The organism is Mycobacterium cajalii (assembly GCF_045809005.2).
In the GTDB taxonomy this organism is placed as follows: Bacteria; Actinomycetota; Actinomycetes; order Mycobacteriales; family Mycobacteriaceae; genus Mycobacterium.
This window is the reverse complement of record NZ_CM141436.1, coordinates 1,244,033-1,270,113: the sequence shown is the minus strand read 5'-3', so window position 1 is coordinate 1,270,113 and position 26,081 is coordinate 1,244,033. Positions and strand designations below refer to the sequence as shown.

Annotated in this window: 21 protein-coding genes and 1 pseudogene; 11 read left to right on the top strand and 11 right to left on the bottom strand. The window is 71.2% G+C overall.

The window, feature by feature from the left end:
* Window positions 1-28: 28 nt before the first annotated feature.
* From ACJ512_RS06075 to ACJ512_RS06060, 4 genes are all read left to right on the top strand, one after another.
* On the top strand, window positions 29-934 hold the full coding sequence (locus tag ACJ512_RS06075) for a sulfurtransferase (protein WP_407685553.1): 906 nt from the start codon (window positions 29-31) through the stop codon (window positions 932-934).
* A complete protein-coding gene (locus ACJ512_RS06070; protein ID WP_407685552.1) occupies window positions 931-1,353 on the top strand; it encodes a SufE family protein in 423 nt (140 codons plus the stop codon). The genes ACJ512_RS06075 and ACJ512_RS06070 overlap by 4 nt, the downstream gene beginning before the upstream one ends.
* 135 nt (window positions 1,354-1,488) lie before the next feature.
* Window positions 1,489-3,282, top strand: coding sequence for an acetyl/propionyl/methylcrotonyl-CoA carboxylase subunit alpha (locus tag ACJ512_RS06065; RefSeq protein ID WP_407685551.1), 1,794 nt, complete (start codon window positions 1,489-1,491; stop codon window positions 3,280-3,282).
* Window positions 3,283-3,453: 171 nt separating this feature from the next.
* Window positions 3,454-3,876, top strand: coding sequence for an STAS domain-containing protein (locus ACJ512_RS06060; protein ID WP_407685550.1), 423 nt, complete (start codon window positions 3,454-3,456; stop codon window positions 3,874-3,876).
* Here ACJ512_RS06060 and ACJ512_RS06055 read toward each other — a convergent pair.
* The 3 genes from ACJ512_RS06055 to ACJ512_RS06045 all read right to left on the bottom strand — a co-directional run bounded on the left by ACJ512_RS06055 (window position 3,847) and on the right by ACJ512_RS06045 (window position 5,744).
* Window positions 3,847-4,635 (bottom strand): RNA polymerase sigma factor SigF, encoded by a 789-nt coding sequence (locus tag ACJ512_RS06055; protein ID WP_407685549.1) that lies wholly within the window; start codon window positions 4,633-4,635, stop codon window positions 3,847-3,849. The two genes, ACJ512_RS06060 and ACJ512_RS06055, sit on opposite strands and share 30 nt — an antisense overlap.
* Complete coding sequence (locus tag ACJ512_RS06050) at window positions 4,632-5,069, bottom strand: anti-sigma factor (RefSeq protein ID WP_407685548.1); 438 nt, start codon at window positions 5,067-5,069, stop codon at window positions 4,632-4,634. The genes ACJ512_RS06055 and ACJ512_RS06050 overlap by 4 nt, the downstream gene beginning before the upstream one ends.
* A gap of 291 nt (window positions 5,070-5,360) precedes the next feature.
* Window positions 5,361-5,744 (bottom strand): hypothetical protein, encoded by a 384-nt coding sequence (locus ACJ512_RS06045; protein WP_407685547.1) that lies wholly within the window; start codon window positions 5,742-5,744, stop codon window positions 5,361-5,363.
* A gap of 186 nt (window positions 5,745-5,930) precedes the next feature.
* On the opposite strand from ACJ512_RS06045, the gene ACJ512_RS06040 reads away from it, so the two are divergent.
* From ACJ512_RS06040 to ACJ512_RS06020, 5 genes are all read left to right on the top strand, one after another.
* Window positions 5,931-6,626: a methyltransferase domain-containing protein gene (locus ACJ512_RS06040; RefSeq protein WP_407685546.1), complete on the top strand. Its 696-nt coding sequence runs from the start codon at window positions 5,931-5,933 to the stop codon at window positions 6,624-6,626.
* Between the two features lie 92 nt (window positions 6,627-6,718).
* Window positions 6,719-7,381: a TetR/AcrR family transcriptional regulator gene (locus tag ACJ512_RS06035; RefSeq protein ID WP_407685545.1), complete on the top strand. Its 663-nt coding sequence runs from the start codon at window positions 6,719-6,721 to the stop codon at window positions 7,379-7,381.
* A gap of 33 nt (window positions 7,382-7,414) precedes the next feature.
* Window positions 7,415-12,055 carry an ATP-dependent helicase gene (locus ACJ512_RS06030; RefSeq protein WP_461479995.1) on the top strand — a complete coding sequence of 1,547 codons (4,641 nt, stop codon included), beginning with the start codon at window positions 7,415-7,417 and terminating at the stop codon, window positions 12,053-12,055.
* A 15-nt stretch (window positions 12,056-12,070) separates the two neighbouring features.
* The gene (gene nei2 / locus ACJ512_RS06025) at window positions 12,071-12,826 is read left to right on the top strand and encodes an endonuclease VIII Nei2 (protein ID WP_407685544.1); all 756 of its coding nucleotides are present in this window, start codon (window positions 12,071-12,073) and stop codon (window positions 12,824-12,826) included.
* A 117-nt stretch (window positions 12,827-12,943) separates the two neighbouring features.
* A complete protein-coding gene (locus ACJ512_RS06020) occupies window positions 12,944-13,294 on the top strand; it encodes a DUF732 domain-containing protein (RefSeq protein WP_407685543.1) in 351 nt (116 codons plus the stop codon).
* Between the two features lie 12 nt (window positions 13,295-13,306).
* Here ACJ512_RS06020 and pstS read toward each other — a convergent pair whose 3' ends face one another.
* Together pstS and ACJ512_RS06010 are read right to left on the bottom strand one after the other, a co-directional pair.
* Window positions 13,307-14,404: a phosphate ABC transporter substrate-binding protein PstS gene (gene pstS / locus ACJ512_RS06015; protein ID WP_407685542.1), complete on the bottom strand. Its 1,098-nt coding sequence runs from the start codon at window positions 14,402-14,404 to the stop codon at window positions 13,307-13,309.
* 124 nt (window positions 14,405-14,528) lie between these two features.
* Window positions 14,529-15,458 (bottom strand): CE1 family esterase, encoded by a 930-nt coding sequence (locus ACJ512_RS06010; RefSeq protein ID WP_407685541.1) that lies wholly within the window; start codon window positions 15,456-15,458, stop codon window positions 14,529-14,531.
* Window positions 15,459-15,686: 228 nt separating this feature from the next.
* Here ACJ512_RS06010 and ACJ512_RS06005 point away from each other — a divergent pair, with 228 nt between their 5' ends.
* Complete coding sequence (locus tag ACJ512_RS06005) at window positions 15,687-15,938, top strand: DUF732 domain-containing protein (RefSeq protein ID WP_461479994.1); 252 nt, start codon at window positions 15,687-15,689, stop codon at window positions 15,936-15,938.
* A gap of 84 nt (window positions 15,939-16,022) precedes the next feature.
* Complete coding sequence (locus ACJ512_RS06000) at window positions 16,023-16,247, top strand: hypothetical protein (protein WP_461479993.1); 225 nt, start codon at window positions 16,023-16,025, stop codon at window positions 16,245-16,247.
* Here the strand turns inward: ACJ512_RS06000 and ACJ512_RS05995 are convergent, their stop codons facing one another.
* The 6 genes and pseudogenes from ACJ512_RS05995 to phoU all read right to left on the bottom strand — a co-directional run bounded on the left by ACJ512_RS05995 (window position 16,248) and on the right by phoU (window position 26,061).
* Window positions 16,248-19,151, bottom strand: coding sequence for an arylsulfatase (locus ACJ512_RS05995; RefSeq protein ID WP_461479992.1), 2,904 nt, complete (start codon window positions 19,149-19,151; stop codon window positions 16,248-16,250). It abuts the gene before it with no gap.
* 17 nt (window positions 19,152-19,168) lie between these two features.
* Window positions 19,169-20,803, bottom strand: coding sequence for an Nramp family divalent metal transporter (locus ACJ512_RS05990; protein WP_407689479.1), 1,635 nt, complete (start codon window positions 20,801-20,803; stop codon window positions 19,169-19,171).
* Window positions 20,800-22,086, bottom strand: coding sequence for a magnesium transporter MgtE N-terminal domain-containing protein (locus ACJ512_RS05985; RefSeq protein ID WP_407689482.1), 1,287 nt, complete (start codon window positions 22,084-22,086; stop codon window positions 20,800-20,802). The genes ACJ512_RS05990 and ACJ512_RS05985 overlap by 4 nt, the downstream gene beginning before the upstream one ends.
* 123 nt (window positions 22,087-22,209) lie before the next feature.
* Window positions 22,210-24,825, bottom strand: a complete 2,616-nt coding sequence (gene mgtA / locus ACJ512_RS05980) for a magnesium-translocating P-type ATPase (protein WP_407689480.1) — start codon at window positions 24,823-24,825, stop codon at window positions 22,210-22,212.
* Window positions 24,812-25,391: pseudogene (locus ACJ512_RS05975) on the bottom strand (CorA family divalent cation transporter). The gene mgtA and the pseudogene ACJ512_RS05975 overlap by 14 nt, the downstream one beginning before the upstream one ends.
* Before the next feature lie 4 nt (window positions 25,392-25,395).
* The gene (gene phoU / locus ACJ512_RS05970) at window positions 25,396-26,061 is read right to left on the bottom strand and encodes a phosphate signaling complex protein PhoU (RefSeq protein WP_407689481.1); all 666 of its coding nucleotides are present in this window, start codon (window positions 26,059-26,061) and stop codon (window positions 25,396-25,398) included.
* Window positions 26,062-26,081: the final 20 nt, after the last annotated feature.

Here is a 26,081-nt window from a genome sequence, read left to right as displayed (position 1 = left end):
AACGCCGCGGGTGGGTAGGCTTTCCGGTGTGCCCCTACCACCGGATCCCAGCCCCACGCTCACGGCCTACGCCCACCCCGAACGCCTGGTCACCGCCGACTGGCTGTCGGCCAACCTGGGCGCGCCCGGCCTGGCGATCGTCGAATCCGACGAGGACGTCCTGCTCTACGACGTCGGCCACATCCCCGGCGCGGTCAAGATCGACTGGCACACCGACCTCAACGACGCGCCCGTGCGCGACTACATCACCGGCCGGCAGTTCGCCGAGCTGATGGACCGCAAGGGCATCGCCCGCGACGACACCGTGGTGATCTACGGCGACAAGAGCAACTGGTGGGCGGCGTACGCGCTGTGGGTCTTCACGCTGTTCGGCCACCCCGACGTGCGGCTGCTCAACGGCGGCCGCAACCTGTGGCTCTCCGACGGGCGCGAGACCAGCCTCGAGGTCCCGACCAGGACCTCCACCGGCTATCCCGTCGTGCAGCGCAACGACGAACCCATCCGCGCCTACAAGGACGACGTGCTGGCGGCGCTGGGCGCCGAGCCGCTGATCGACGTGCGCTCCCCGGAGGAGTACACCGGCGAGCGCACCCACATGCCCGACTACCCCGAGGAGGGGGTGCTGCGGGCCGGCCACATCCCCACCGCCCGGTCGATCCCGTGGAGCAGGGCGGTCGACGACAGCGGGCGCTTCCGCAGCCGCGAGGAGCTCGAGGAGCTCTACGGATTCCTCGGTCCCGACGACAAGACCATCGTCTACTGCCGCATCGGGGAGCGGTCCAGCCACACCTGGTTCGTGCTCACGCACCTGCTGGGCAAGCCCGGGGTGCGCAACTACGACGGGTCGTGGACCGAGTGGGGCAACACGGTGCGCGTCCCCATCGTGGCGGGCGCGGAACCGGGACAGGCGCCGGGAGCCGTACCGGCCCGATGAGCGTGCCCGCGCCGCTTGCCGAGGTGGTGTCCGACTTCGCCGAAGTCGAGGGCCAGGACAAGCTCAAGCTCCTGCTCGAATTCGCCGACGACCTGCCCGAGCTGCCCGCCGAGCTGGCCGAGGCGGCGATGGAGCCGGTCCCCGAATGCCAGACCCCGCTGTTCCTGCACGTCGACGCCGGCGACCCGGACCGGGTGCGGCTGTACTTCAGCGCGCCCCCCGAGGCGCCGACCACCCGCGGGTTCGCCTCGATCCTGGCCGCCGGCCTGGACGGGCAACCCGCCGCCGACATCCTGGCGGTGCCCGAGGACTTCTACACCGGCCTGGGCCTGGCCGCGCTGATCAGCCCGCTGCGATTGCGCGGCATGTCGGCGATGCTGGCCCGGATCAAGCGGCGGGTGCGCGAGTCGGCCCCGTAACCCCGGTGATTCACCGGAATTGCGGCACCGGCTGATCGCGGCGACGGCGCGCCGCTTAGACTTCCCGAGCAGAGTAAGAAACTCTCTTAAAGACGTCGCAGCACCAGTCTGCTGATAAGCCAAACAGGAGGCGCAGTGGCTAGTCACGCCAGCTCGAGGATCTCCAAAGTGCTCGTCGCCAACCGCGGCGAGATCGCTGTCCGGGTGATCCGGGCGGCCCGCGACGCGGGCCTGCCCAGCGTGGCGGTGTACGCCGAGCCCGACGCGGACGCACCGCACGTGCGCCTGGCCGACGAGGCGTTCGCCCTGGGCGGCCAGACGTCGGCGGAGTCCTACCTGGACTTCGGCAAGATCCTCGACGCGGCGGCCAAGTCCGGGGCCAACGCCATCCACCCCGGCTACGGCTTCCTGTCGGAGAACGCCGACTTCGCCCAGGCGGTCATCGACGCGAACCTGATCTGGATCGGGCCCAGCCCGCAGTCGATCCGCGACCTCGGCGACAAGGTCACCGCCCGCCACATCGCCGCGCGCGCCCAGGCCCCGCTGGTGCCCGGCACGCCCGACCCGGTCAAGGACGCCGACGAGGTGGTGGCCTTCGCCCGGGAGTACGGCGTGCCGATCGCGATCAAGGCCGCCTTCGGCGGCGGCGGCAAGGGCATGAAGGTCGCCCGCGCTATCGAGGAGATCCCCGAGCTCTACGAGTCGGCGGTGCGCGAGGCCACGGCCGCGTTCGGCCGCGGCGAGTGCTTCGTGGAGCGCTACCTGGACAAGCCCCGCCACGTCGAGGCCCAGGTGATCGCCGACCAGCACGGCAACGTCGTCGTCGCGGGCACCCGCGACTGCTCGCTGCAGCGCCGCTTCCAGAAGCTGGTCGAGGAGGCCCCGGCGCCGTTCCTGACCGACGCGCAGCGCAAGGAGATCCACGAGTCGGCCAAGCGGATCTGCAAGGAGGCGCACTACTACGGCGCCGGCACCGTCGAGTACCTGGTCGGCCAGGACGGGCTGATCTCGTTCCTGGAGGTCAACACCCGGTTGCAGGTCGAGCACCCGGTCACCGAGGAGACCGCGGGCATCGACCTGGTGCGCGAGCAGTTCCGCATCGCCAACGGCGAACGGCTGGACCTGACCGAGGACCCGACGCCGCGCGGCCACGCCTTCGAGTTCCGGATCAACGGCGAGGACGCCGGTCGCGGCTTTCTGCCCGCGCCCGGCCCGGTCACCCGGTTCGATCCGCCCGCGGGCGCCGGCGTGCGGCTGGACTCCGGGGTGGAGACCGGCTCGGTGATCGGCGGGCAGTTCGACTCGATGCTGGCCAAGCTGATCGTGTACGGCGCCACCCGCACCGAGGCCCTCGAGCGGGCCCGGCGCGCGCTGGACGAGTTCCACGTCGAGGGCCTGGCCACCGTGATCCCGTTCCACCGCGCCGTGGTGTCCGACCCGGCGTTCATCGGTGACGACGAGGGCTTCTCCGTGCACACCCGCTGGATCGAGACCGAGTGGAACAACACCGTCGAACCCTTCACCGGCGGCGAGCCCCTCGATGACGAGGACAACCGGCCGCGGCAGAAGGTGGTCGTCGAGGTCGACGGCCGCCGCCTGGAGGTGTCGCTGCCCGGCGACCTGGCCCTGTCCGGCGGTGCCGCCGACCCGGCCGGTGTCGTCCGCAAGAAGCCCAAGCCGCGCAAGCGCGGGGCGCACGCCGGCGCGACGGCCTCCGGTGACGCGGTGACCGCTCCGATGCAGGGCACCGTGGTCAAGGTCGCGGTCGAGGAGGGACAGGAGGTCGCCACCGGCGACCTGGTGGTCGTCCTCGAGGCGATGAAGATGGAGAACCCGGTCACCGCGCACAAGGACGGCGTCATCACCGGGCTCGCCGTCGAGGCCGGCGCGGCCATCACCCAGGGCACGGTGCTCGCCGAGATCAAGTGATCCGTCGACTCCACGGCGCAGACGTTGTCGGCCCGCCCCGGCACGGGTAGGGTGCAGTCAGGTTGAGTTCACAGCCGCCCGGATCACGTCGGGAACGCGGGGGCGCGTGAACTTCCCGGCTTCGCTTGACGTCATCCACAGCACACCCTCCTCTACTGATGGAGTCCGGCTATGTCTGTGGCCCAATCTTGGCAACAAAGTCGTACCGCGCAGTTCGGCGCGTGCCGGCTACCCGGCAGCACCGTGATCACGGTGGACGGTGAGCTCGACGCGGCCAACGCCGACGAGCTCACCTCCTACGTCGAACGCAGCGTTCGCAGCTGCAAGCGCGTGACCCTGGACCTGCGCGGCCTGAAATTTATTGGTACGGCCGGCTTTTCGGCGCTGCACCGGATCAACGTGGTGTGCTCGGGCGCCCGCGCGGACTGGGCCATGGTGCCCAGCCCCGCGGTGGCCCGGCTGCTGCGCGTCTGCGACCCCGACGGCACCCTGCCGGTGACGACGGCGCTGGAGGAACCGCTTTTGCGGCCGGGCGGCCAGCGGGGAGCCGGGGAGCCGCGCCCGCTACTCCAGCTGGTCCCGCAGCCGCGCTAGCGACTTGGCCAGCAGCCGGGACACGTGCATCTGCGATATCCCGACCCGCTCGGCGATCTGCGTCTGCGTCATCGACTCGAAGAACCTGAGCACCAACACCATTCGCTCGCGCTCGGGCAGCGCCTCGAGCAGCGGGCGCAGCGCCTCGCGGTCCTCGATGCGGTCCAGGCCGGAGTCCACGTCGCCCAGGGTGTCGGCGATCGCACGGGCCTCGTCGTCCTCGCTGCCCCCGCCGGTGTCGATGGACAAGGTGTTGTAGGAGCTGCCCGCCACCAGGCCCTCGACGACCTCCTCGCGCTCCATGCCGAGTTCCTCGGCGAGCTCGGTGGCGGTGGGTGCGCGGCCGAGCCGCTGGGACAGCTCCGCGGTGGCGCTGCCGAGCCGCAGATGCAGTTCCTTGAGCCGCCGCGGGACCTTCACCGACCAGCTGTTGTCGCGGAAGTGGCGCCGCACCTCCCCCATGATCGTGGGGACGGCGAACGAGACGAAATCCGAACCGGTGTCGACGTCGAACCGGACCACCGCGTTGACCAGGCCCACCCGCGCCACCTGGACGAGGTCGTCGCGCGGCTCGCCCCGGCCCTCGAACCGCCGGGCGATGTGGTCGGCCAGCGGCAGGCACCGCTCCACGATCTTGTCCCGGTGGCGCTGGAAATCCGACGAGTCGGCCGGGAAGGCGGCCAACTCGCGGAACATGTCCGGCACATCGGCGTATTCGTTGGGGCGCGAAGCCGAACCGCCGGCATTTCGCGCCGTCACCTGCTGGAGGCCGCCCGCCGGGCCGTCAGTGTGATTCCGAAGACACTGCCGGATTCATCGGGTGCGCGGCCGTCGTGGAAGGTCTTGACGTCGTCGGCCAACGACGTCAGCACGTGCCAGCTGAAGCTGCCGGGCGCCACCACGTCGTGAGTGTCGCACGCGGCCGAGGCCTCCACGACCAGAACGTCGTCCTGCGGGTCCACCACGACCACGAGCGTCGCATCCGGCGTGGCCGACCGGATCAGCCGCGTGCACACCTCGTCGACCGCGAGCCGCAGGTCCGCCACGGCGTCGAAGTCCAGGTCCTCGTAGGTGCCGATCGCGCCGACCAGCGTGCGCAGCATCGCCAGGTTCTCCAGGCGTGCGGCGACGTGCAATTCGACGGCGCGGTGGCCGCGGTTGCGCTCGTGGACGCGCAATCCCGCATCGTTCATATGGTCTCCCGGCATTGTTCGACTGACGTTACTACCGCTCTGCAGCCCCCCTGGGACCATACGTTGCAGCGGGTTAGCCATTGTCGCCGCCGGGTACCCGACACGAAATCGCCGGAATGGGGTTGGCCGAAACGCGCCGGTGCCGGCGCGTTTCGGTGCCGGGGTCGGGGCGGGTGCAGGGGTCGGGGCAATGGTTGCGGCAACTAGTCATGGTCGAACTATTGATACCCGCCCGGCCGCGCGGGAAAACCCGGGGAGCCGGGTTTTCCCGCGTGCTCTCGGCGAAACGCCTCAGAGCGCCAGCGCCGGGCCGGCAATCGGCGACACCCCCAACGACACCGTCGCCGCCGTCAGCGTCAGCAGGAACCAGCCCGCACCGTGCCATCCCCACCAGGTGCCCTCGTGACGCCACACGCGGTAGGTGCGCAGGAACGCCCACAGCGCCGCCGTCAGCAGGATCAGCGGGCCCCCGAACGCCAGCATCGTGCGCTGCGGCGCACCGCACGCCACCGTGTCGACGCGCACGCCCGGGCAGGTGCTGACCCACAGCGCCGCCATGACCAGGAAGCCGACTCCGGCAGCCGTGGCCAGGACCGCGAAGCGGATGGCGGCGTGGACCTCGCCGTCCTCCTGCCCCAGGCGGTCACCCGTGGACCACTCGTCTGCCTTCTGCATCCTTCATCCTCATGTCTTGCCGCCCCCCGAAAGACCGCTCCCCCAAAACGATCGCACGAAAGCGCATACCCGGTGGTAAACCACGGTAAACCGCCGTTCTCAGCCGCCGGGGAGGGAGGGGTTGGGCAACGTCCAGGACCATGTCGCAAGATTGAGCGCGGGGAATCGACGCGAAGGATGGGATGCATGGACCTCTCGGTGCGCAGCATGACGCCGGAAGTCCTCGACGACGACAATGTCGCCTTCGCCGACTACCAGCGCTGCCTGGCCGACCTCGCCGTCGTCAACCGCATGACGCTCACCCATCGCCCGGCGCTGCGCTGGCTGGCGCGGGCGACGAAGGCGTTGCCCGCCGGTGCGGAAATCTCGGTCCTGGACGTGGGCTACGGCGACGGCGATCTGTTGCGCGCCATCGCGCGCTGGGCGGATCGCCGCGGGCTCAAGGCGCGATTGTCGGGCATCGACCTGAACCCGCGCAGCATCGCCACCGCGCTGGCGGCCACCCCGCCGGAGATGGGCATCGAGTACCGGACGGGCGACGTGTTCGCCTACACCCCCGACGAGCGGCCGGACTTCATCGTCAGCTCGCAGTTCACCCATCACCTCGACGACGAGGAGGTCGTCGAGTTCCTGATGTGGCTGCAGGCGAATTCCGCACGCGGCTGGCATATCGCGGATCTGCACCGCAATTCGCTGAACTATTACTTGTTTCCGCTGTTGGCCGACCTGATGCGCTGGCACCCGATCGTGCGCTCCGACGGCATCATTTCCATCACCCGCAGCTTCCGCCGGGCCGAATGGCAGCGCTATCTGGACAAGGCGGGCGTGCAGGCCGAGATCTCCTGGTGCCTGTTCCGGTTGTGCGTGCGCACGCTGAATTGAGGCCCCCGGGGGGCAGTCGCCGTCCGGCGGGCTTCGATCCCATTGACGCAAGTCCGGACGTCGCCGCGGGCCGCGTGGGTACTATCTGACCCATGTCAACAGCTAGAAGGCGGTTATCCCCCGAGGACCGCCGAGCTGAGCTGCTTGCTCTGGGGGCGGAGGTTTTCGGTCAGCGGCCGTACGACGAGGTCCGCATCGACGAGATCGCCGAGCGCGCCGGGGTTTCCCGCGCGTTGATGTATCACTACTTTCCGGACAAACGGGCTTTCTTCGCCGCGGTCGTGCAGGACGAGGCCGACCGGCTCTACGAGGCCACCGACGCGTTGCGGCCCGCCGGCCTGACGCTGTTCGAGGAGATCCGGACCGGTGTGCTGGCCTACATGGCCTACCAGCAACACCACCCGCAGTCGGCGTGGGCGGCGTACGTCGGCCTGGGCCGCTCGGACCCGGTCCTGCTCGGCGTCAGCGACGAGGCCAAGAACCGGCAGCTGGAACACATCATGAACCGGGTCGCCGAACTGGTGAGCACGATCCCGGCCGACAAGTTGGAACCCGAGACCGAGAAGCACCTGGAGGTGATCCTGCACGGCTGGCTGGCGCTCACCTTCGAGATCTGCCGTCGGCGGATCATCGACCCGACCACCGATGCCGAGCGGCTCGCCGACGCGTGCGCGCACTCGCTGCTGGACGCCATCGCCCGGGTGCCGGGCATTCCGGACGAACTCGCCCACCTGATGGCCACCTCCAGGCTGTGAGCGCCTGTCGGTCCCCGTTGGCACCATGGTTGGGTGAGCACTCGCGCCGGTCCGCAGCGGCCTGACCGTCCGCACGACCCGCTGGGCCGGTTCGGCGCGGTCACCCGCGAGTGGTTCGCCGGGACGTTCGCCGCGCCGACCAGCGCGCAGGCCGACGCCTGGGACGCCATCGCCGACGGCGACAACACCCTGGTGATCGCGCCGACCGGGTCCGGCAAGACGCTGGCGGCGTTCCTGTGGGCGATCGACCGTCTGGCCGCCCACCCCGAGCGGCGGGCCGGCACCCGTGTGCTCTACGTCTCCCCGCTCAAGGCCCTGGCCGTCGACGTCGAGCGCAACCTGCGCACCCCGCTGGCGGGGCTGGCGCGGATCGCCGAACGCCGCGGGGTGCCGGCTCCCGACATCAGCGTGGGGGTGCGCTCCGGCGACACCCCGCCCGCGCAGCGCCGGCAGCTGCTCAACCGTCCGCCCGACGTGCTGATCACCACGCCGGAGTCGCTGTTCTTGATGCTCACCTCGGCCGCGCGGGAGACCCTGGCCGGCGTGCAGACCGTGATCGTCGACGAGATCCACGCCATCGCCGCCGGCAAGCGCGGCGCGCACCTGGCCCTGTCGCTGGAGCGGCTGGACGCGCTGCGCGAGGGACGGCCCGCCCAGCGCATCGGGTTGTCGGCCACCGTGCGCCCGCCCGAGGAGCTGGCCCGGTTCCTGTCGGGACAGTCCCCGACCAGGATCGTGGCCCCGCCGTCGGGCAAGACCGTCGAGCTCACCGTGCAGGTGCCGGTGCCCGACATGACGAACCTGGCGCACACTCCCCCGCAATCCGGTGGTACCCCCAGCATCTGGCCCGACGTCGAGGCGCGCCTGGTCGACCTGATCGAGGCGCACGGCTCGACCATCGTGTTCGCCAACTCGCGGCGGCTGGCCGAACGGCTGACCGCGCGGCTCAACGAAATTCACGCCGAACGCCGCGGCGTCGAGCTGCCCACCGAGTCGTCCGAGCCCAATCGCGGGGTGCCCGGCGGGGCGCCGGCGCACATCATGGGAAGCGGCCAGACCTACGGCGCCGACACGTTGCTGGCCCGCGCCCACCACGGCTCGGTCAGCAAGGAGCAGCGCGCGCTGGTGGAAGAGGATCTCAAACGCGGGCTGCTCAGGGCGGTGGTGGCCACCTCCAGCCTCGAGCTGGGCATCGACATGGGCGCGGTCGACCTGGTGATCCAGGTGGAGGCGCCACCGTCGGTGGCCAGCGGCCTGCAACGCATCGGACGGGCCGGGCATCAGGTCGGCGAGGTCTCCCGCGGCGTGCTGCTCCCCAAGCACCGCACCGACCTGATCGGCTGTGCGGTCAGCGTGCAGCGCATGCTGGCCGGCGAGATCGAGACGATGCGGGTGCCCGCCAACCCCCTCGACGTCCTGGCCCAGCACACCGTGGCGGCGGCCGCCCTCGAGCCGCTGGACGCCGACCGGTGGTTCGACACCGTGCGGCGGTCCGCCCCGTTCGCGACGCTGCCGCGCCGCCTGTACGAGGCCACCCTGGACCTGTTGAGCGGCAAGTATCCGTCGACGGAGTTCGCCGAGTTGCGGCCGCGGCTGGTCTATGACCGCGACACCGGGACGCTGACCGCCCGCCCCGGCGCCCAGCGGCTGGCCGTCACCTCCGGGGGCACCATCCCCGACCGCGGCCTGTTCGCGGTCTATCTCGCTTCCGAGGCCGAGAAGCCTTCGCGGGTAGGCGAACTCGAAGAGGAGATGGTCTACGAATCGCGGCCCGGCGACGTGATCTCGCTCGGGGCCACCAGCTGGCGCATCGTGGAGATCACCCACGACCGGGTGCTGGTGGTCCCCGCTCCCGGGCAGCCGGCCCGCCTGCCGTTCTGGCGCGGCGACGGCGTGGGCCGCCCGGCCGAGCTGGGCGCCGCGCTGGGCGCGCTCACCGGCGAGCTGGCCGGCCTGCGCCGCGACGCCTTCGACGCGCGCTGCGCCGCACTGGGTTTCGACGCCTACGCGCGAGACAACCTGTGGGGGCTGCTCGACGAGCAGCGGACCGCGGCCGGGGTGGTCCCCACCGACACCACGCTGCTGGTCGAGCGCTTCCGCGACGAACTCGGCGACTGGCGGGTGATCCTGCACTCCCCGTACGGGCTGCGGGTGCACGGCCCGCTGGCGCTGGCGGTGGGCCGGCGGCTGCGGGAACGCTACGGCATCGACGAGAAACCCACCGCCTCCGACGACGGCATCGTGGTGCGGTTGCCCGACACCCTCTCGGAAACCGGGGAGACCCCGCCCGGCGCCGAGCTATTCGTCTTCGACGCCGACGAGATCGACCCGGTCGTCACCGCCGAGGTGGGCGGGTCGGCGCTGTTCGCGTCGCGGTTCCGCGAATGCGCGGCCCGGGCCCTGCTGCTGCCCCGCCGCCACCCGGGCCGCCGCTCGCCGCTGTGGCAGCAGCGCCAGCGGGCGGCCCAGCTGCTCGAGGTCGCCCGCAAGTACCCCGACTTCCCCGTGGTGCTCGAGACCGTCCGCGAATGTCTGCAGGACGTCTACGACGTCCCGGCCCTGGCCGAGCTGATGGACGGCATCGCCGCGCGCCGGGTGCGGGTGCTCGAGACCGAGACCGCGAAGCCGTCGCCGTTCGCGGCGTCGCTGCTGTTCGGTTACGTCGGGGCGTTCATGTACGAGGGGGACACCCCGCTGGCCGAACGCCGGGCCGCGGCGCTGTCGCTGGACGCGACCCTGCTCGCCGAGCTGCTGGGGCGGGTGGAGCTGCGCGAGCTGCTGGACCCGGACATCATCGCCGCGACCGGCCGGCAGTTGCAGCACCTGTCGCCGGAGCGGGCCGCCCGCGACGCCGAGGGGGTCGCGGACCTGTTGCGGCTGCTGGGCCCGCTGACCGAGGAGGAGATCAGCGCCCGGGCCGGCGGCGCCGAGGTGGGCGGCTGGCTGGAGGGCCTGCGAGCCGCCCGCCGCGCGCTGACGGTGTCGTTCGCCGGCCGCGGCTGGTGGGTGGCCGTCGAGGACATCGGCCGGCTGCGCGACGGGGTGGGGGTGGCGGTCCCGCCGGGGGTGCCGGCAGGCTTCACCGAGGCGGTGACCGACCCGCTGGGCGAGCTGCTGGGTCGCTACGCGCGCACCCACACCCCGTTCACCACCGCCGAGGCGGCCGCCCGGTTCGGGCTGGGGCTGCGGGTCGCGGCCGACGTGCTGAGCCGGCTGGCCGGCCCGGGGACGTCCGGGGGGCGCCTGGTGCGCGGCGAGTTCGTCGCCGCCGCGGAGCCCTCCCGAACACCGGGCGGCGGCGGCGAGCAGTGGTGCGACGCCGAGGTGTTGCGCATCCTGCGGCGCCGCTCACTGGCCGCACTGCGCGCCCAGGTCGAGCCGGTGAGCACCGCCGCGTACGGGCGGTTCCTGCCGGCCTGGCACCGCGTGTCGGCGAACCTGTCCGGCCCCGACGGCCTGCTGACCGTCATCGACCAACTGGCCGGCGTGCGGCTGCCGGCCTCGGCGATCGAACCGCTGGTGCTGGCCCCCCGGGTGACCGACTACGCCCCGGCGCTGCTCGACGAGCTGCTGGCGACCGGGGAGGTCACCTGGTCGGGCGCCGGGTCCATCTCGGGCAGCGACGGCTGGATCGCGCTGCATCACGGCGACTCCGCGCCCCTGACCCTGGCGCCGCCCGCCCAGATCGACCTCACCGGCGTCCACCGCGCGATCCTGGACACGCTGTCCGGGGGCGGTGCGTACTTCTTCCGCCAGCTCGCGGCCGACGGGTCGGCCGGCGAAGCCGACCCGGCCCGGCTCAAAGCCGCGCTGTGGGAACTGATCTGGGCCGGCTTGGTCACCGGCGACACCTTCGCCCCGGTGCGCGCCCTGCTGAGCGGAACGGGCGGCCGCAGGCGTTCGGCGCCGGCGCACCGGACGCATCGGCCGCCGCGGCTGAGCCGCTACAGCGTCGCGCACGCCCAGCACCGCGCCGCCGACCCGACGGTGGCGGGTCGGTGGTCGGCCCTGCCGGCCCCCGAGCCGGATTCCACGGTGCGCGCGCACTACCAGGCCGAGCTGCTGCTGGGCCGGCACGGCGTGCTGACCAGGGGCGCGGTGACGGCGGAGGGGGTGCCGGGCGGGTTCGCCACCCTGTACAAGGTGCTGAGCTCCTTCGAGGACGCCGGGCGTTGCCAGCGTGGCTATTTCGTGGAGTCGCTGGGCGGCGCGCAGTTCGCCGTCGCGTCCACCGTGGACCGGCTGCGCGGCTACACCGACGGCGTCGACGCGCAGCGGCCGGACTACCGGGCCGTCGTGCTGGCCGCGGCCGACCCGGCCAACCCCTACGGCGCCGCACTGCCCTGGCCTGCCGCCACCGCGCAGGGCCAGGGGGCGCGGCCCGGCCGCAAGGCCGGGGCGCTGGTGGTGCTGGTGGACGGCGAGTGCGCCTGGTTCCTCGAACGCGGCGGACGCTCGTTGCTGACCTTCACCGACGACCCCGCCGCCCACCACGCTGCCGCCGCGGCGCTGGCCGGCCTGGTGTCCGGGCGGCGGGTCGCGGGGATCCTGGTGGAACGCATCGACGGGGTGGCGGCGCTGCAGCCACCGCCCGGCGCGGGACGGGCGGACGCGCTGGCGGGGTTGCTGGACGCCGGGTTCGTGCGCACCCCGCGCGGACTGCGGCTGCGGTGAACGTGCCGGGGAACCATGCCCGAGGGTGACACCGTCTGGCACACCGCGGCGATCCTGCGGGAGCACCTGGCCGGGCGCACGCTGACGCGCTGCGACGTCCGGGTGCCGCAGTTCGCGACCGTCGACCTGACCGGACACGCGGTGGACGAGGTGCTCAGCCGCGGCAAGCACCTGTTCATCCGGGTGGGGCCGGCCAGCATTCACTCGCACCTGAAGATGGACGGCAGCTGGCGGGTCGGTGACCGTCCGGTGCGCGTGGACCACCGCGCGCGGATCGTTTTGGAAGCCGGCCCCGTGCGGGCCGTGGGCGTCGACCTCGGGGTGCTCGAGATCCTGGACCGCGACCGCGACGCCGCCGCGGTCGCCCACCTGGGGCCCGACCTGCTGGGCCCGGACTGGGACGCCGCGCGCGCCGCCGCCAACCTCACCGCGCGGCCGGGCCGGCCGCTCGCCGAGGCGCTGCTGGACCAGCGGGTGCTGGCGGGGGTCGGCAACGTGTACTGCAACGAATTGTGCTTCGTCACCGGCCATCTGCCCACCGCGCCGGTGAGCGCGGTCACCGACGCGCACCGGCTGGTGGCGCGGGCCCGGGACATGCTGTGGATCAACCGCTTCCGCTGGAACCGCTGCACCACCGGCGACACCCGGGCGGGCCGGCAGCTGTGGGTGTACGGGCGGGCGGGACGGCCCTGCCGCCGCTGCGGCACGCGCGTCGAATACAGCGGCACCGGGGAGCGGGTGACCTACCGGTGTCCGGTTTGCCAGCGCTGAACAGGGGACTTCGATCAAGTGCGCCGGGACTTTCGCGGGCGCGGGCGCGGCATGCAATGATCGCAGTGCCAAAGGTTTGGCTTGCCTTCTTGCACCGCCGACCGGGAGGACCCACCGATGACGAACAGCCGGACGCGCACGCCGCAGCGCGTGCGTCCACTGTCTGTCGGCCTTGCCCTGACGGTCGCGCTGCTCGGCCTGGCCGGGGTCGCGGCCCCGGCCGTGCATGCCGACGCGATCGACAACGCCTTCCTGTCCGCGGTGAAAGCCAAGGGCATCAACTTCCCGTCGCCGCAGGCTGCGATCATCGCCGGGCACGAGGTCTGCGACGAACTCGACCACGGCAGCCAGAAGTCCAACGTCGCCTCGGAAGTGATGAACAACAGCCACCTGGACGGTTACCACGCGGGCTTTTTCGTCGGCGCGAGCATCGCCGCGTTCTGCCCGAGGAACCACTCGGCGCCGTGACGCCCGGCCGGGTCAGGAGATGGCGTTGACCGCGGTCGACAACCGCGACATGAACGCCTGCGGAACGGGAATGTAGCCTTGGTCGGCCAGGCCGTCCTGGCCGGCGCCGATCGCGCTCTGCAGGAAGGCCTTGACAGCCGCGCCGACCTGCCCGTCCGGGTACTTCGAGCACACGATCTCATAGGTCGCCAGCACGATCGGGTACGAGCCGGGCTGGTTGGGCCGGTAGAACGAGATCGTGTCCAGGGCAAGGTCGTTGCCCTCCTTGATGAACCAGGCGGCGGAGATGGTCTTGCCCACCGCCTCGGCGCTGATCCCCACCGGGTCCGGGCCGGCCGAGGTGACGATCTTGGCCATGTCCAGCTGCTGGGCCCGGACGTAGGACCATTCGACGTAGCTGATCGAGCCCCCGGTCCTCTTGACGGCCGCGGCGGCCCCGTCGTTGCCCTTGGCGCCCTCGCCGACTCCCCCGTTGAACGTCTTGCCGGCGCCCTTGTCCCACGCGCCGCCGGAGGCGGTGTCCAGATACTTCTGGAAGTTGTCGGTGGTGCCGGACTGGTCGCTGCGGAACACCACGCTGATCGGCTCGGCGGGCATGGTGGTCCCCGGGTTCAGCGCCTGGATCGCGCCGTCGTCCCACGTCTTGATGTCGCCGTTGAAGATCTGCGCGGCGGTCGGGCCGTCGAGGTTCAGCGACGTCACACCGTCGATGTGGAAGACGATCGCGATGGGTCCGAACACCACCGGCAGGTTCCACGCCGGCGAACCGCAGCGCCGCTGCGCCCCGGCGTACTCGTCCATGCTCAGCGGCGAGTCGGAGCCGGCGAAATCGGTTTGGTTGCCGACGAATTCGCTGAGCCCGGCGCCGGACCCGTTGGGCGTGTAGTCCAGGGACCGCCCCGGGCAGGCCTGTTCGAAGGCCTTGACGAAACGGGTCATCGCGTTGGCCTGCGCCGTGGAACCGCTGGCCCGCAGCGTCTGCTTGCCGCCGCAGGTGACCGGCGACGCGCCCGTCGCCGCGTGCTGCCCGTTGCCGTCGCCGCCGCAACCCGACAGCATCGCCCCGAGGGCCAGGATACTCAGCGCGGCGCCAAACCGATTGAGTTGCAACCCGATTCCTTTGGACGGTGGCCAGCCAGCAGCGCTGCGGCTCCCGCAGGCTTGAGGCATCGTAACAAGATCGCACCAACGCGGCTCGGCGGACAGCCGTCGGCTTCGCCGGCAGCGCGGCGGGCTAATCGCGGGCGTGCGCGAGGAAGAACCGGGCGATGGCCTCCGAGCCGTCCAGGGCGCGGGTGGTGCGGCCGATGACCGCCCTGGGCAGGTACTGCCTGCCGCCCGGCCAGGTGTGGCCGCCGTTGTCGATCCGGTAGAACACCACCTCGGTGGCCGCCGCGCACACCGTGTAGGCGAAGCGGTGCACGGCGGTGCCGTCCCCGACGCCGGGCGACGCCTCCGCCGACGGGTCGCCGTGGCAGTCGTCGACCGAGCGCCACTTGTCCACCATGCTCGCGACGGAGACGGCGTGGCTGATCCCGCCGCGACCACGCACGTTGCCCCCGCCGAACGGCACCAGCGGGTCGGCGGTGCCGTGGGCTTCCCACACCGAGACCGCCCGCGACGGGTTGCACGGCACGCCCACGCCCAGGGTCCCCGCCACCGGCGCGATCGCGGCGAAGACGTCGGCGCGGTCACAGGCCAGCCTGTTGGACATGAAGCCCCCGTTGGACATGCCGGTGGCGAAGACGTGTCCCGGGTCGATGTTGTAGTCGTCCTGCAGCTTGCCGACCAGGGCGACGAGGAACCCCACGTCGTCCACGTGGTGGCGGTCCGCCGGCGAGGCCCCGCGGCCGTCGGCCCAGCTCTTGTCGTACCCGTCGGGGTAGACCACCAGCAAATGGTGCGCGTCGGCGACGCCGTCGAAGTCGGTCAACCCCCGCTGCCCGGTTCCGTTGCCGCCGCCGCCGTGCAGGCTGAGCACCAGGCCGACCGGGTCGCCGGGCGGCACGTGCAGCGTGTAAGTCCGGTCGAGGCCGCCGGAGAACAGCGTGCCGGGCACGTCGCGGGCGCCGGCCGCCGAGAGATGCCGCGCGCCGCAGCCGGCCAGGGCCGCCACCGCCAGGGCCACCACACCGGCCAACGACAACCATCGCGCGAACGGCATGCCGATAAGGTACCGACCCGGGTCGGCGCGGGTGACGGATTGCGCGGCGCGTGGCGCGAACCGCTGCGCCGCCGGGGCGCTCCGGCTAACCTGTTTGAGCTTGCTGCACCCGCCGTTCATCGACTTGGTCCACCGAGAGATCCTGGAGTCATCACGCCCATCCGGAGACTCGCCACCTGGACCGCGTCGGTCGCGCTGCTCGGCGCGCTGACCGCCGTGGATCCGACCGTGGCCCCGACCGCGCGCGCCGACGCCAACGACGACGCGTTCCTGGACGCGCTGCAGGCCAAGAACATTCACTACCCGAGCCCCGAGGCCGCGCTCAGCGGCGCGCACGAGGTGTGCAACGAACTGCAACGCGGCGCCTCGCCGAGCCAGGTCGCGTCCGCGGTGATGGACAACAGCCCGCTCGACGGCTACCACGCGGGATACTTCGTCGGCGCCAGCATGCGGGCCTACTGCCCGCAGTACATCTCGTAGTTACCCCCGTTACGCAATGTTGACGTGCAACCCGACACCGCCGGCTCCTAAAATTCAGACAGCGTCGGTTTTGGGGAGTTGTGGGTGGTTACGAAACTAGTGATGTGTCTCGCCCTCGCAGGCGCGGCCGCGGCGGGTCTGGCGGCACCGGCCGGCGCCGACCCGGGCCCCAACCCGTTCACGGTCCTCAGCTGCCCCGACTGCCCGCAGCCCGTCAAGAAGGGCGGCCCCTACGTCCGGGACCAGGTGAAGCAGGGCCTGCGGGCCGCCCTGGCGGATTCCCCGGACGACGGCGAAAACGCCCGCTAGTCAGCCCGCCGCGCCCCGCCCCACGGCCTGCACCGACGCGTGCCCGTGCAGCGCCCGCTCGGCCTCCGGCGGCACGGGCTGCAGGTCGAAGATCACCTCGTGCACCGTCCCGGTGAACGCGTAGGGCGCCCAGTCCTCGTAGTCGCGGTCGACGACCAGGCCGTTGTCGCGGCCGACGTCCATCCCGGCGTACGAGGTGAACGCGATCGGCACGGTCGCGGCCAGCCGTCCCTCGCCGACGCGCCGCCCGCCGGCCCACAGGCTCACCCGGCCGCCGGAGCCCGGCACGGGCTGGTCGGTTTCGAACAGCATGGTGACCGTGACGTCGCCGGTGGGCACCGGCTCGGCCGATGCCTGCTTGTAGGTGTCCACGCCGAGGTAGGAGTAGGTGTGGTGCAACCGTCCGCCGTCGTCGACCCACAGCGCGAAGCCGCCGATGAAGTCGCCGTTGGCGACGATGACGCCCTGCGCCCCGCCCTCGGGGACTGTCAGCCGCGCCTCGATCGCGTACGAGCGGCCAAAGATGCGCGGGACCATGCCGCGCTGGATGTTCTGCACGTCGCCCTTGAAGACGAACCGGGTGGTGGTGGGCAGTGGCGGCAGGCTGCCGAACATCACGGCCAGCCCGCCCAGCAGCGGCAGGACCCGGTTGCGTTCGGCCTCCTGCCACCACAGCTTCGTCAGCTCGGCGACCTTGTCGGGATGCTCGGCGGCCACGTCGACGGCCTGGGAGAAGTCGTCGGGCAGGTAGTACAGCTCCCAGACGTCCTCGTCGGGGTCGTAGGTGCCGGGCGCGAACCGCGCCAGTGTCTGCGGCGACAGGTCCCAGGGCGCCTTGTCCAGCCGGGCGCAGGCCCACCACCCGTCCTGGTAGATGGCGCGGCTGCCGAAGTTCTCGAAGTACTGCACCGTGTGACGCTCCTCGGCCGCGGCGTCGTCGAAGGTGTGCACGAAGCTGGTTCCGTCCATCGGCTCCTGCTCGATCCCGTCGACGTGCGTGGGCTCCGGTAAACCGATGGCCTCCAGCACCGTCGGCGCGATGTCGATGCAGTGGGCGAACTGCGACCGCACCGCGGGGTCGGGCCGGATCCGGCTCGGCCAGGCGACCACCATCGGGTCGCGGGTGCCGCCGAGGTGGCTGGCCATCTGCTTGCCCCACTGGAACGGGGTGTTGCTCGCGTGCGCCCACGCCGCCGCGAAGTGCGGCGCGGTGAACTCGTCGCCCAGCGCCTCGATGCCCCCGTACTCCTCGATCAGCCCGAGTTGGCGGTCGGCGTCCAGCAGCAGGCCGTTGAGGAAGGTCATCTCGTTGAACGAGCCGGTGATCGTGCCCTCCATGCTGGCGCCGTTGTCGCCCCAGATGTAGAACACCAGCGTGTCGTCGGATTCGCCGAGGTCCTCGATGGCGTCGAGCAGCCGGCCGACGTTGAAGTCGGCGTTCTCGGAGAACCCGGCGAAGACCTCCATCTGCCGGGCGTACAGCTTCTTCTCGGTGTCCGACAGGCCGTCCCAGGCCGGAAACAGGTCGGGCCGCTCGGTGAGCTCGGTGCCGGGCGGGATGATGCCGAGTTCCTTCTGCCGCTCGAACGTCTTGCGCCGGTAGACGTCCCAGCCCTCGTCGAACTGGCCGCGGTAGCGGTCGGCCCACTCGGCGAACACGTGGTGCGGGGCGTGGGTGGCGCCGGTCGCGTAGTACATCAGCCACGGCTTCTCGGCGTCCTGGGCCCGCACGGCGTGCAGCCACTCGACGGCCTTGTCGGTGAGGTCGTCGGGGAAGTAATAGGGCTTGCCGTCCTTGCCCTCCGGGACGCCGATGACGGAGTTGTCCCGGGTGATGATCGGGTCGTACTGGCCGGCGGCACCGGACAGGAACCCCCAGAAGTGGTCGAAGCCCCAGCCCACCGGCCAGTTGTCGAACGGCCCGGCCGCCCCCTGGCCGTTGTCGGACGTCAGATGCCATTTACCGAAACCGCCGGTGACATAACCGTTGTCGCGCAGGATGCGCGGCAGCGACGCACAACCTTGCGGCCGGACCGTCGAATAGCCGGGGAAGGGGCCGGGGAACTCGCAGACCGACCCGAAGCCCACCCGGTGGTGGTTGCGCCCGGTCAGCAGCGCCGCGCGGGTCGGCGAGCACACCGCGGTGACGTGGAAGCGGTTGTAGGACAAGCCGTTCTGCGCGACGCGACTCAGCGTCGGCGTCCGGATGCCGCCGCCGAACGTGTCGGGGCCGCCGAACCCGGCGTCGTCGATCAGCACGATGAGCACGTTCGGGGCGCCCTCGGGCGCCCCGGGCCCGGGAACGACCGTCCAGTCGCCCACCGACTCGGCCATGGTGCGCCCGATGGTGCCGCCGAAACTCGGCCGGGGCAACGGCAGCCGGGTGCGGTCGGGGTTGAACTTGCCCATCGCCTCCTCCAGCGCCGACCCCAGCGCCCGCAGCGTCGAACGGCTCAGCTCGGCAACCGATTTCATCGGGGAGCCGGCCAGCGCCTGCTCGGTGGCCAGCCGGCCGTCCGCCGGCACGACGGCGACGACGACGCCGCTGCCCGCGGCCATCGCCGCCCCGATCTTGTCGGCCAGCCCGCTCTTGGCGCGATGCTCGGCGAAGGTGCCGGCCAGCGCGCCGGCGGCGGCGCCGACGGCGGCCGTGGCGAGCAGCGCGGGCGAGAACAGCCCGACCGCCAGGCCCGCACCGGCGCCCCAGGCGGCCCCGCGCCGGCCCAGCCGGTTGCCGGTGTCGACCAGGACGGGTTCCCCGCGCTCGTCCTTGCCCACCAGCACCGCGCCCCGCAGCTCGAGGTGAGCGCGCCCGGTCCGTTCGGTGAGGGCCCCGAAGTCGCGGCGGGCCGTGTCGAGGTCCTGATAGCCGGCGACGATGACCAGCGCGTGTTCTTCGCTCATGGCAGGCGACCGTAGCGCTACCGGGCGCCGAGTTGCACGGCTTTGACGATGAGCAGCACGGCGCCGACCACCAGGTAACCGCGCAGCGCGATCATGCCCAGGCGGGTTCCGGGTGACCAGGTGACCGGCTCCAGCAGGGTCAGCGGCGGCATGCGCCAGGTGTTGCGGTCGACGCCGCGGGCGGGCAGGTGCGCAGCCGGCCGGGCGGGCTGGCGGCGGGCCATCCAGCGCAGCACCGGGACCGCGGCGGCGGCCAGCGCCACCAGGGCCAGCGACAGGTAGCCGGCGACGGCGACCACGTCGATGTCGGGGAACAGCGTGGTGGCCATCAGGATCCCCGACAGCAGCAGCAGGATGCCGACGATCAGCCCGGCGACCCAGTTCAGCCAGGGCCGGTTCACCCAGGGCCCCAGCACCTCCCGGTCGTTGCACAGCAGCAGCAGGAACACGCTGGCGCTGGGCAGCAGCAGGCCGGCGAGCGCCTGCACGGCGGTGGTGATCAGCCCGAGCGGGGCGCCGGGGATCAGCACGATCGCGGCGGCCAGCGCCACCATCGCCGTGTAGGACAGGTAGAACTGTTTGGCGTCGGAGAACCCGCGGTGCAGCGAATGCTTGAGGCCGAACACGTCGCCGAAGGCGTAGCTGGTGGACAGGGTGACCGCGGCCGCGCCCAGGATCGAGGCGTCGATCAGCACGATCGCGAAGATCGAACCGAGCACCTCGCTGTGCCGGCCGAGCAGGTGCGCGACGGCGCCGGCGTCGGAGAAGCCGCCCACGGTTCCGGTGGAGCGCCCCGCCCAGTCGCCGGTCATCAGCAGCGCCGCGGCGCCGACCACCACGACGAAGGCCCCCAGCACGGTGTCGGCGCGTTCGTAGCCGATGAACCGGGGCGTGATCCGCTTGTCGACGACGTTGGACTGCTGGAAGAACAGCTGCCACGGCGCCACGGTGGTGCCCACGATGGCGATGACCAGCAGCACCGCATCCGAGCTCACCCCACCCGAAATGCTCGGCATCACAAAGGACTTCGCCGCGTGCATCCACTGGGGATGCGACATCAGCAGCATCGGGATCTGCACCAGGCTCACCGCGATGAACACGAACATGGCCCGCTCCCAGCGGCGGAAGCTGCCGCTGGCCATGATCGCGACCAGCGCCACCGCCGAGACCGGCACCACGAGGTACTTCGAGACGCCGATGAACTCGGCGGCCAGCGTGATGCCGATGAACTCGGTGACGATCGTCAGGAAGTTCAGCAGGAACAGGTCCCCGACGGAGAACCAGCCCCAGCCGCGGCCGAAGCGTTCGTTGATCAGCCGCGCGTGCCCCACGCCGGTGACGGCGCCGAGCCGCACCACCATCTCCTGGTTGACGATCAGCACCGGGATCAGCAGCAGCAGCACCCACAGCAGGGAGTAGCCGTAGTTCTGGCCGGCCTGGGCGTAGGTGGCCACCCCGCCGGCGTCGTTGTCGCCGACCATCACGATGATTCCGGGGCCGACGATGGCCAGCAGGGTCAGCAGCCGCGTCTTCAGCGTAGCGGCATGCTCGGTCTCGCCCACGGCGATGCGCCCGAACGCGCCCTCGATGTCGCCCAGGTGCGCGCTGTCGAGCACGGCGCTGGGGATGGTGGCGTCGTCGGGCGACCTCACCCGTCCTGCCCTCCCGTCACCGGCGCGGGGCGGGGCGCGGGCTCGCGCCGGCGCCAATCCTCGGGGATGGTGGCCTCCAGCACGTCGTCGACAGTGACCACCCCGAGCACGTGGTCCTGCTCGTCGACCACGGGGATGGAGTACAGGTTGAAGTCGGCCATCAACAGCGCGATGTCGGTCAGGTCGGCGGTCGCGGTGACCCGCACCGGGTCGGAATCCATCAGCGCCCCGACGCTGTCATCGGGTTCGGCCTGCAGCAGCGCGATCACCGACACCACCCCCGAGAGGCGTTTGTCCTCGTCGAGCACGTGGATCTTGACCAGCGCCTCGGGCTGCAGGGTGCGGGCGTCGGCGACCAGCGCGAGTGCGGTGCCCGCGGTCGCGCCGGCGGCACAGGACACGAAGTCGACGTTCATCAGCCCGCCGGCGCTTTCGGGGTTGAACCCCATGAGGGTGACCACCTTGGTGCGCTGCGGCGCGGGCATCAGGTCCAGCACCCGGCGGCGCCGCGCCTGGCGCAGGTCGGCAATCGCGTCGGCCGCGTCGTCGGCGCGCATCCGGCCCAGCAGCGCGGCGACTTCCTCGTCGGGCATGTCGTTGAGCAGCCGGCTGGCCTTGTCGGGGTCGAGTTCCTCGAACACGTCAGCTTCCAGCTCCGGGTCGCTGCGGACCCGGTCCAGGATCTCCCCGCCCTCCGCCTTGTCCGCATCCTCGAGGAGGTCGGCGATCTCGGCCGGTTTCAAGCCGCCGACCCTGCCCCAGTGCCGGCGCACCGGATTGGAACGGGCGTGGCCGATCAGCGGTTCGAACGCCTTCCAGTCGCGCGACGCGTGCCCACCCGAGCTCTTGATGAGCCCGAAAAGCCTTGCCGGGCGGCGGGTGTCCAGCCGCGCGAGCACCCATCCGGCGCCCGCGTCCTCGAGTTCGACGTCGTAGGCGTGCACCAGGTCGACGGCCGCCACATCGATGAGCCGGTGCCCGAGCACGTCCGCGCGCAGCAGCACCTCACCGTCGCGGCGCTCGAAGCCGCGCAGGTCGACCTTGTTCTTGGTCAACACGATCCGGTCGGGGCCGTACTCCCCGATCACCCGGCTCCCGATGAAGACCCGCCGCCCACCGACCCCGGCCACGATCCCGGTCACCGGCGGATACTCGTCGGCGCCGCGCAGCCGCACGATCACGTCCTCGACCCGGCCCACGGTCTCGCCCGAGCGGGCCAGCACCGGCGAGCGCAGCAGCTCCGACAGGTGCAGCGCCGGCCGCTCGCCACCCCCCGCGGCCACCGCATGTGATGGATCCACTCGCGCCCTCCTCTGCGATAGCGCACGAGCACCGGCTCGGCCGCAAGATCGTACGCCGGGGGCGCGACCGGTGACCACACCCAACAGGTGAACACGGGGTGCAGGTCATCGGGTCGCGGTGCCGCGCGGCGTCCCGTCCACGTAGTGGAACCGGGCGGCGCGCCGCCGGATCCGATGGGCACGCCCGCGGGTGCGGCGCGGCGCTCCGACGAGGCGCACCGGCTCGGCGTAGAACATGATCTTGGCCAGCTCCACCAAAACCAGGTAGACGACGACGAATCCGCCGAGCACGGCAAAAAACTGCCACGGCAGCGGCGTGAAGCCCAGGGTGTGAGCGAGCGGTGAAATGGTGAGCACTACGCCGATGGCGACCACCGTGAGACTGGTGATTGCCAGCAACGGGCTCGATCGGCTGCGGAAGAACGGCACCTTGCGTGTGCGGATGGCGAAAATGATCAGCGTCTGGGTCGCAAGCGATTCCACGAACCAGCCGGTGCGGAACTCGATGGCACTCGCGTGCAGCGCGCCCAGCATCAACCCGAAGGTCAAGAAGTCGAACAGCGAACTGATCGGGCCGAAAACCAGCATGAACCGGCGGATGAAAGCGACGTTCCAGTGCGACGGCGCCTGCAGCTGTTCCTCGTCGACCCGGTCGGTGGGAATCGCCAGCTGCGAGCTGTCGTAGAGCAGATTGTTCAGCAGGATCTGGCTGGGTAGCATCGGCAGGAACGGCAGCAGTGCCGAGGCGGCGGCCGCGCTGAACATGTTGCCGAAGTTGCTCGACGTGCCCATCAGCACGTACTTGATGGTGTTGGCGAAAATTCGCCGACCCTCGGCCACCCCGGTGGCCAGCACGTCCAGGTCTTTTTCCAGCAGCACGACATCGGCCGCGTCCTTGGCGACGTCGGTGGCGCTGTCGACCGAGATGCCCACGTCGGCGGCGTGCAGGGCCAGCGCGTCGTTGACGCCGTCGCCCAGGAAGCCGACCGATCGCCCGGTGCGGCGCAGCGAGACGATCAGCCGCTCCTTCTGCTCCGGGGAGATGCGGGCGAAGATGGTGTGCTGCTGGGCGGCGGCGGCGAAGTCGTCGTCGCCGAGGGGCTCGAGCTGCGTGCCGGTGATCGTGCCCTTGGACGCCAAACCCATCTCGGCGCAGACTTTTTCGGCGACCCGCGGGTTGTCGCCGGTGGCGATCTTGAGCTCGATGCCGAGGCCGGCCAGCCGCGACAGGGACCGGCGTGCGGCGGGTTTGGGTTCGTCGGCGAACACCAGAAAGCCGGCCAGCATCAGATCGCATTCGTCCTCGGGGCTGATAGCGGTCAGGCCGGCGGCGGGTTTGACGGCGACGGCCACCACCCGGCGTCCGGCGGCGAACAGGGCCGCAAGGGTGTCTTGTGCGGCCGTCGCCGTCGGCTGGCATTGGGTCAGCACCTGTTCGGGCGCGCCCTTGACCAGCAACACGCGTTCGCCGTCGTCATCAACCAAGACCGACGTCGCCCGGCGCTCGTGGTCGAACGGCAGCATCGCGACCCGGCGCACGGCACCCACGAGCTGCTGCGCTTGCGGGGACTCCCAGAGCGCGGCGTCGAGCGCATTGCCGCTCGCCCCACCGGTTTCCGGGTCCACGTCGGTAGCCATGAGCCCCAGGCGCCGGACCGAGTCGCTGTGCGCACCGGCGGGGTCGACCGTGTCGATCAGGCTGATCCGGCCGTCGGTCAGGGTGCCGGTCTTGTCGGTGATCAGGATGTCGATGTCGCCGAGGTCCTCGATGCACACCGGGCGCTTGACGAGCACCTTGGCCCGGGCCAGCTGCCGCGCACCGGTGGCCAGGCTGGTGCTGAGCACGGCGGGCAGCAGCTGCGGCGTGATACCCACCGCGATCGCCAGCGAGAACAGCACGGAGTTGATGACCTGCTTGTGCAGGAGCAGGTTGCCGGCCAGGATGACGACCATCAGCGCCATCGCGACCTGCAGCAGCAGGTAGGAGAACCGGCGCAGCCCCACTTGAAAGTCGGTTTCGGGTTGCCGGGCATCCAGACCGGCTGCTATCCGCCCGAATTCGGCACTTCTGCCGGTCGCGTACACCACCCCGGTGGCCTCGCCGGCACTGACGATGGTGCCCATGAAGGCCAGGTCGGACGACTCGGCGAGTTCGGTTCCGGCGGGCACCTGCTGCGGCGATTTCTCCGACCCGGTCGATTCCCCGGTCAGGATGCTTTCGTTGCATTCCAGACCGCTGACCTCGATCAGCCGGACATCGGCCGGCACGGCTTCGCCCAGCGACAGCCGAATCACATCGCCGGGCACCAACGCGGTGACCGCGAGCGGGACGTATTCGCCGTCGCGGCGCACGAGAACGTTGTGATGCACCCCCGCATGCAACTCGGCGGCGGCCCGCTCGGCGCGATATTCGTTGATGAAGCCCAAGCCGATGCTGGCCGCCAGGATGATCCCGATGATGACCGCCTGCATGCTGTCGCCCAGGAAGTAGGAGACGACCGCGGTGCCCCCCAGCAGGATGAGCACCGCGTTGCGCAGTTGCCGGCCCAGTACCGCCAGCGCGTTGACGTGGTGGGTGCGCACCGCGTTGGGGCCGTAGCGCTGAAGCCGCGCGGCCGCCTGTGCGGCGGACAGGCCGGCGGCCGAGCTGTCCAGGCGGCGCAGCACGTCGGCGACCGGGGCCGCGGCGACCGCGCCGGTGCTCAGCTCAGAGCCGGTCACGGCGCCGGAACAACGCGTAGAGCGCGACCATCACGGACCACCATCACGCCGCTGCTGGCCAGGAACCCCGCGGGGGTGCCGAAGCCCGGGTAGGGCACGTTCTGGCCGTAGAAGCCGGTGATCGCGGTCGGCGCAGCGACTCCGTCCACTCCGACACGCGCAGCACGTGGTCGTAGAGGTCGGCGTAGAGCGGGTCCAGCTCGCGGCCGGCCCCGTCCTGAAGACGGTGATGCTGAATGGAATTGACGACCTCCCGCATCGGCAGCGGACGCCGGCTCCGCGACCACGTCGACGGCGTAGGCGGTGAGAAAGGTGTGCGTGGCGTAGGCGGTGGCCTTCACGCGTTCGGAGGCCGCCACCGCGTCCTGAACGGCCCAGGTGTTCAGGCCCAGTTCGGCGGCCAGCTCGCACAGCGTGCCGTGGTCGGGATCGCAGAGGTCGACCCATACCAGGGCGTCGGGCTCGCCGGGGTAGTCGGCGAGCCTGGCGACCTCGAAATCGTCCTGCGGCTCGCCGGAACGCCACAGGCGGCCCTGGACGTTCGGAGCTACCTGCACGGGCCCCATCTTGTCAGTAGGTGGAGATCTCGTCCTCGTCCGGCAGGGCGCCGGTGCCCGCGAAGATGACGCGGCGGCCGATCTCCACGGCGTGGTCGGCGAAGCGCTCGTAGAAACGGCCGAGCAACGCCGATTCCACACCGACGGAGACGCTTTCCTTCCACTCCCGGCCCATCAGCACACTCAGCAGCTCCCGGTAGAGCGCGTCCATCGCGTCGTCGTGTTCGTGCAGCTTCGCGGCCTGCTGCGGATCGCGGGTGACCAGCACCTGTTTGGCGTTGTCGCTCAAATCGATTGCCATCGTGGCCATTTCGGCGAACGTCCCGCGTAGTTCCTCGGGGACCGCATGCCGGGGGTACTCCCGGCGGGCGATCTTGGCGACGTGCACGGCCAGCGCACCCATCCGCTCGATGTCCCCGACGATGTCGATGGCGGCGAAGACCGCCCGCAGCTCACCGGCCACCGGTTGCTGCAGCGCCACCAGGGCGAACGCCTCCTTCTCGACCTGTTCGCGCATCGCGACGAGGACTTCGTGGTCGGCGATCACCCGTTCGGCGGCCGCCGCGTCGGCCTCCAGCAGCGCTTGCGTGGCGCGTTTCATCGCCGCCCCGGCCAGGCCGCACATCTCCCCGAGTTGCCTGGCCAGCTCGGCCAGCTTGGTGTGGTAGCTGGTTCGCATCGCTGTAACCTCCGGGCAAC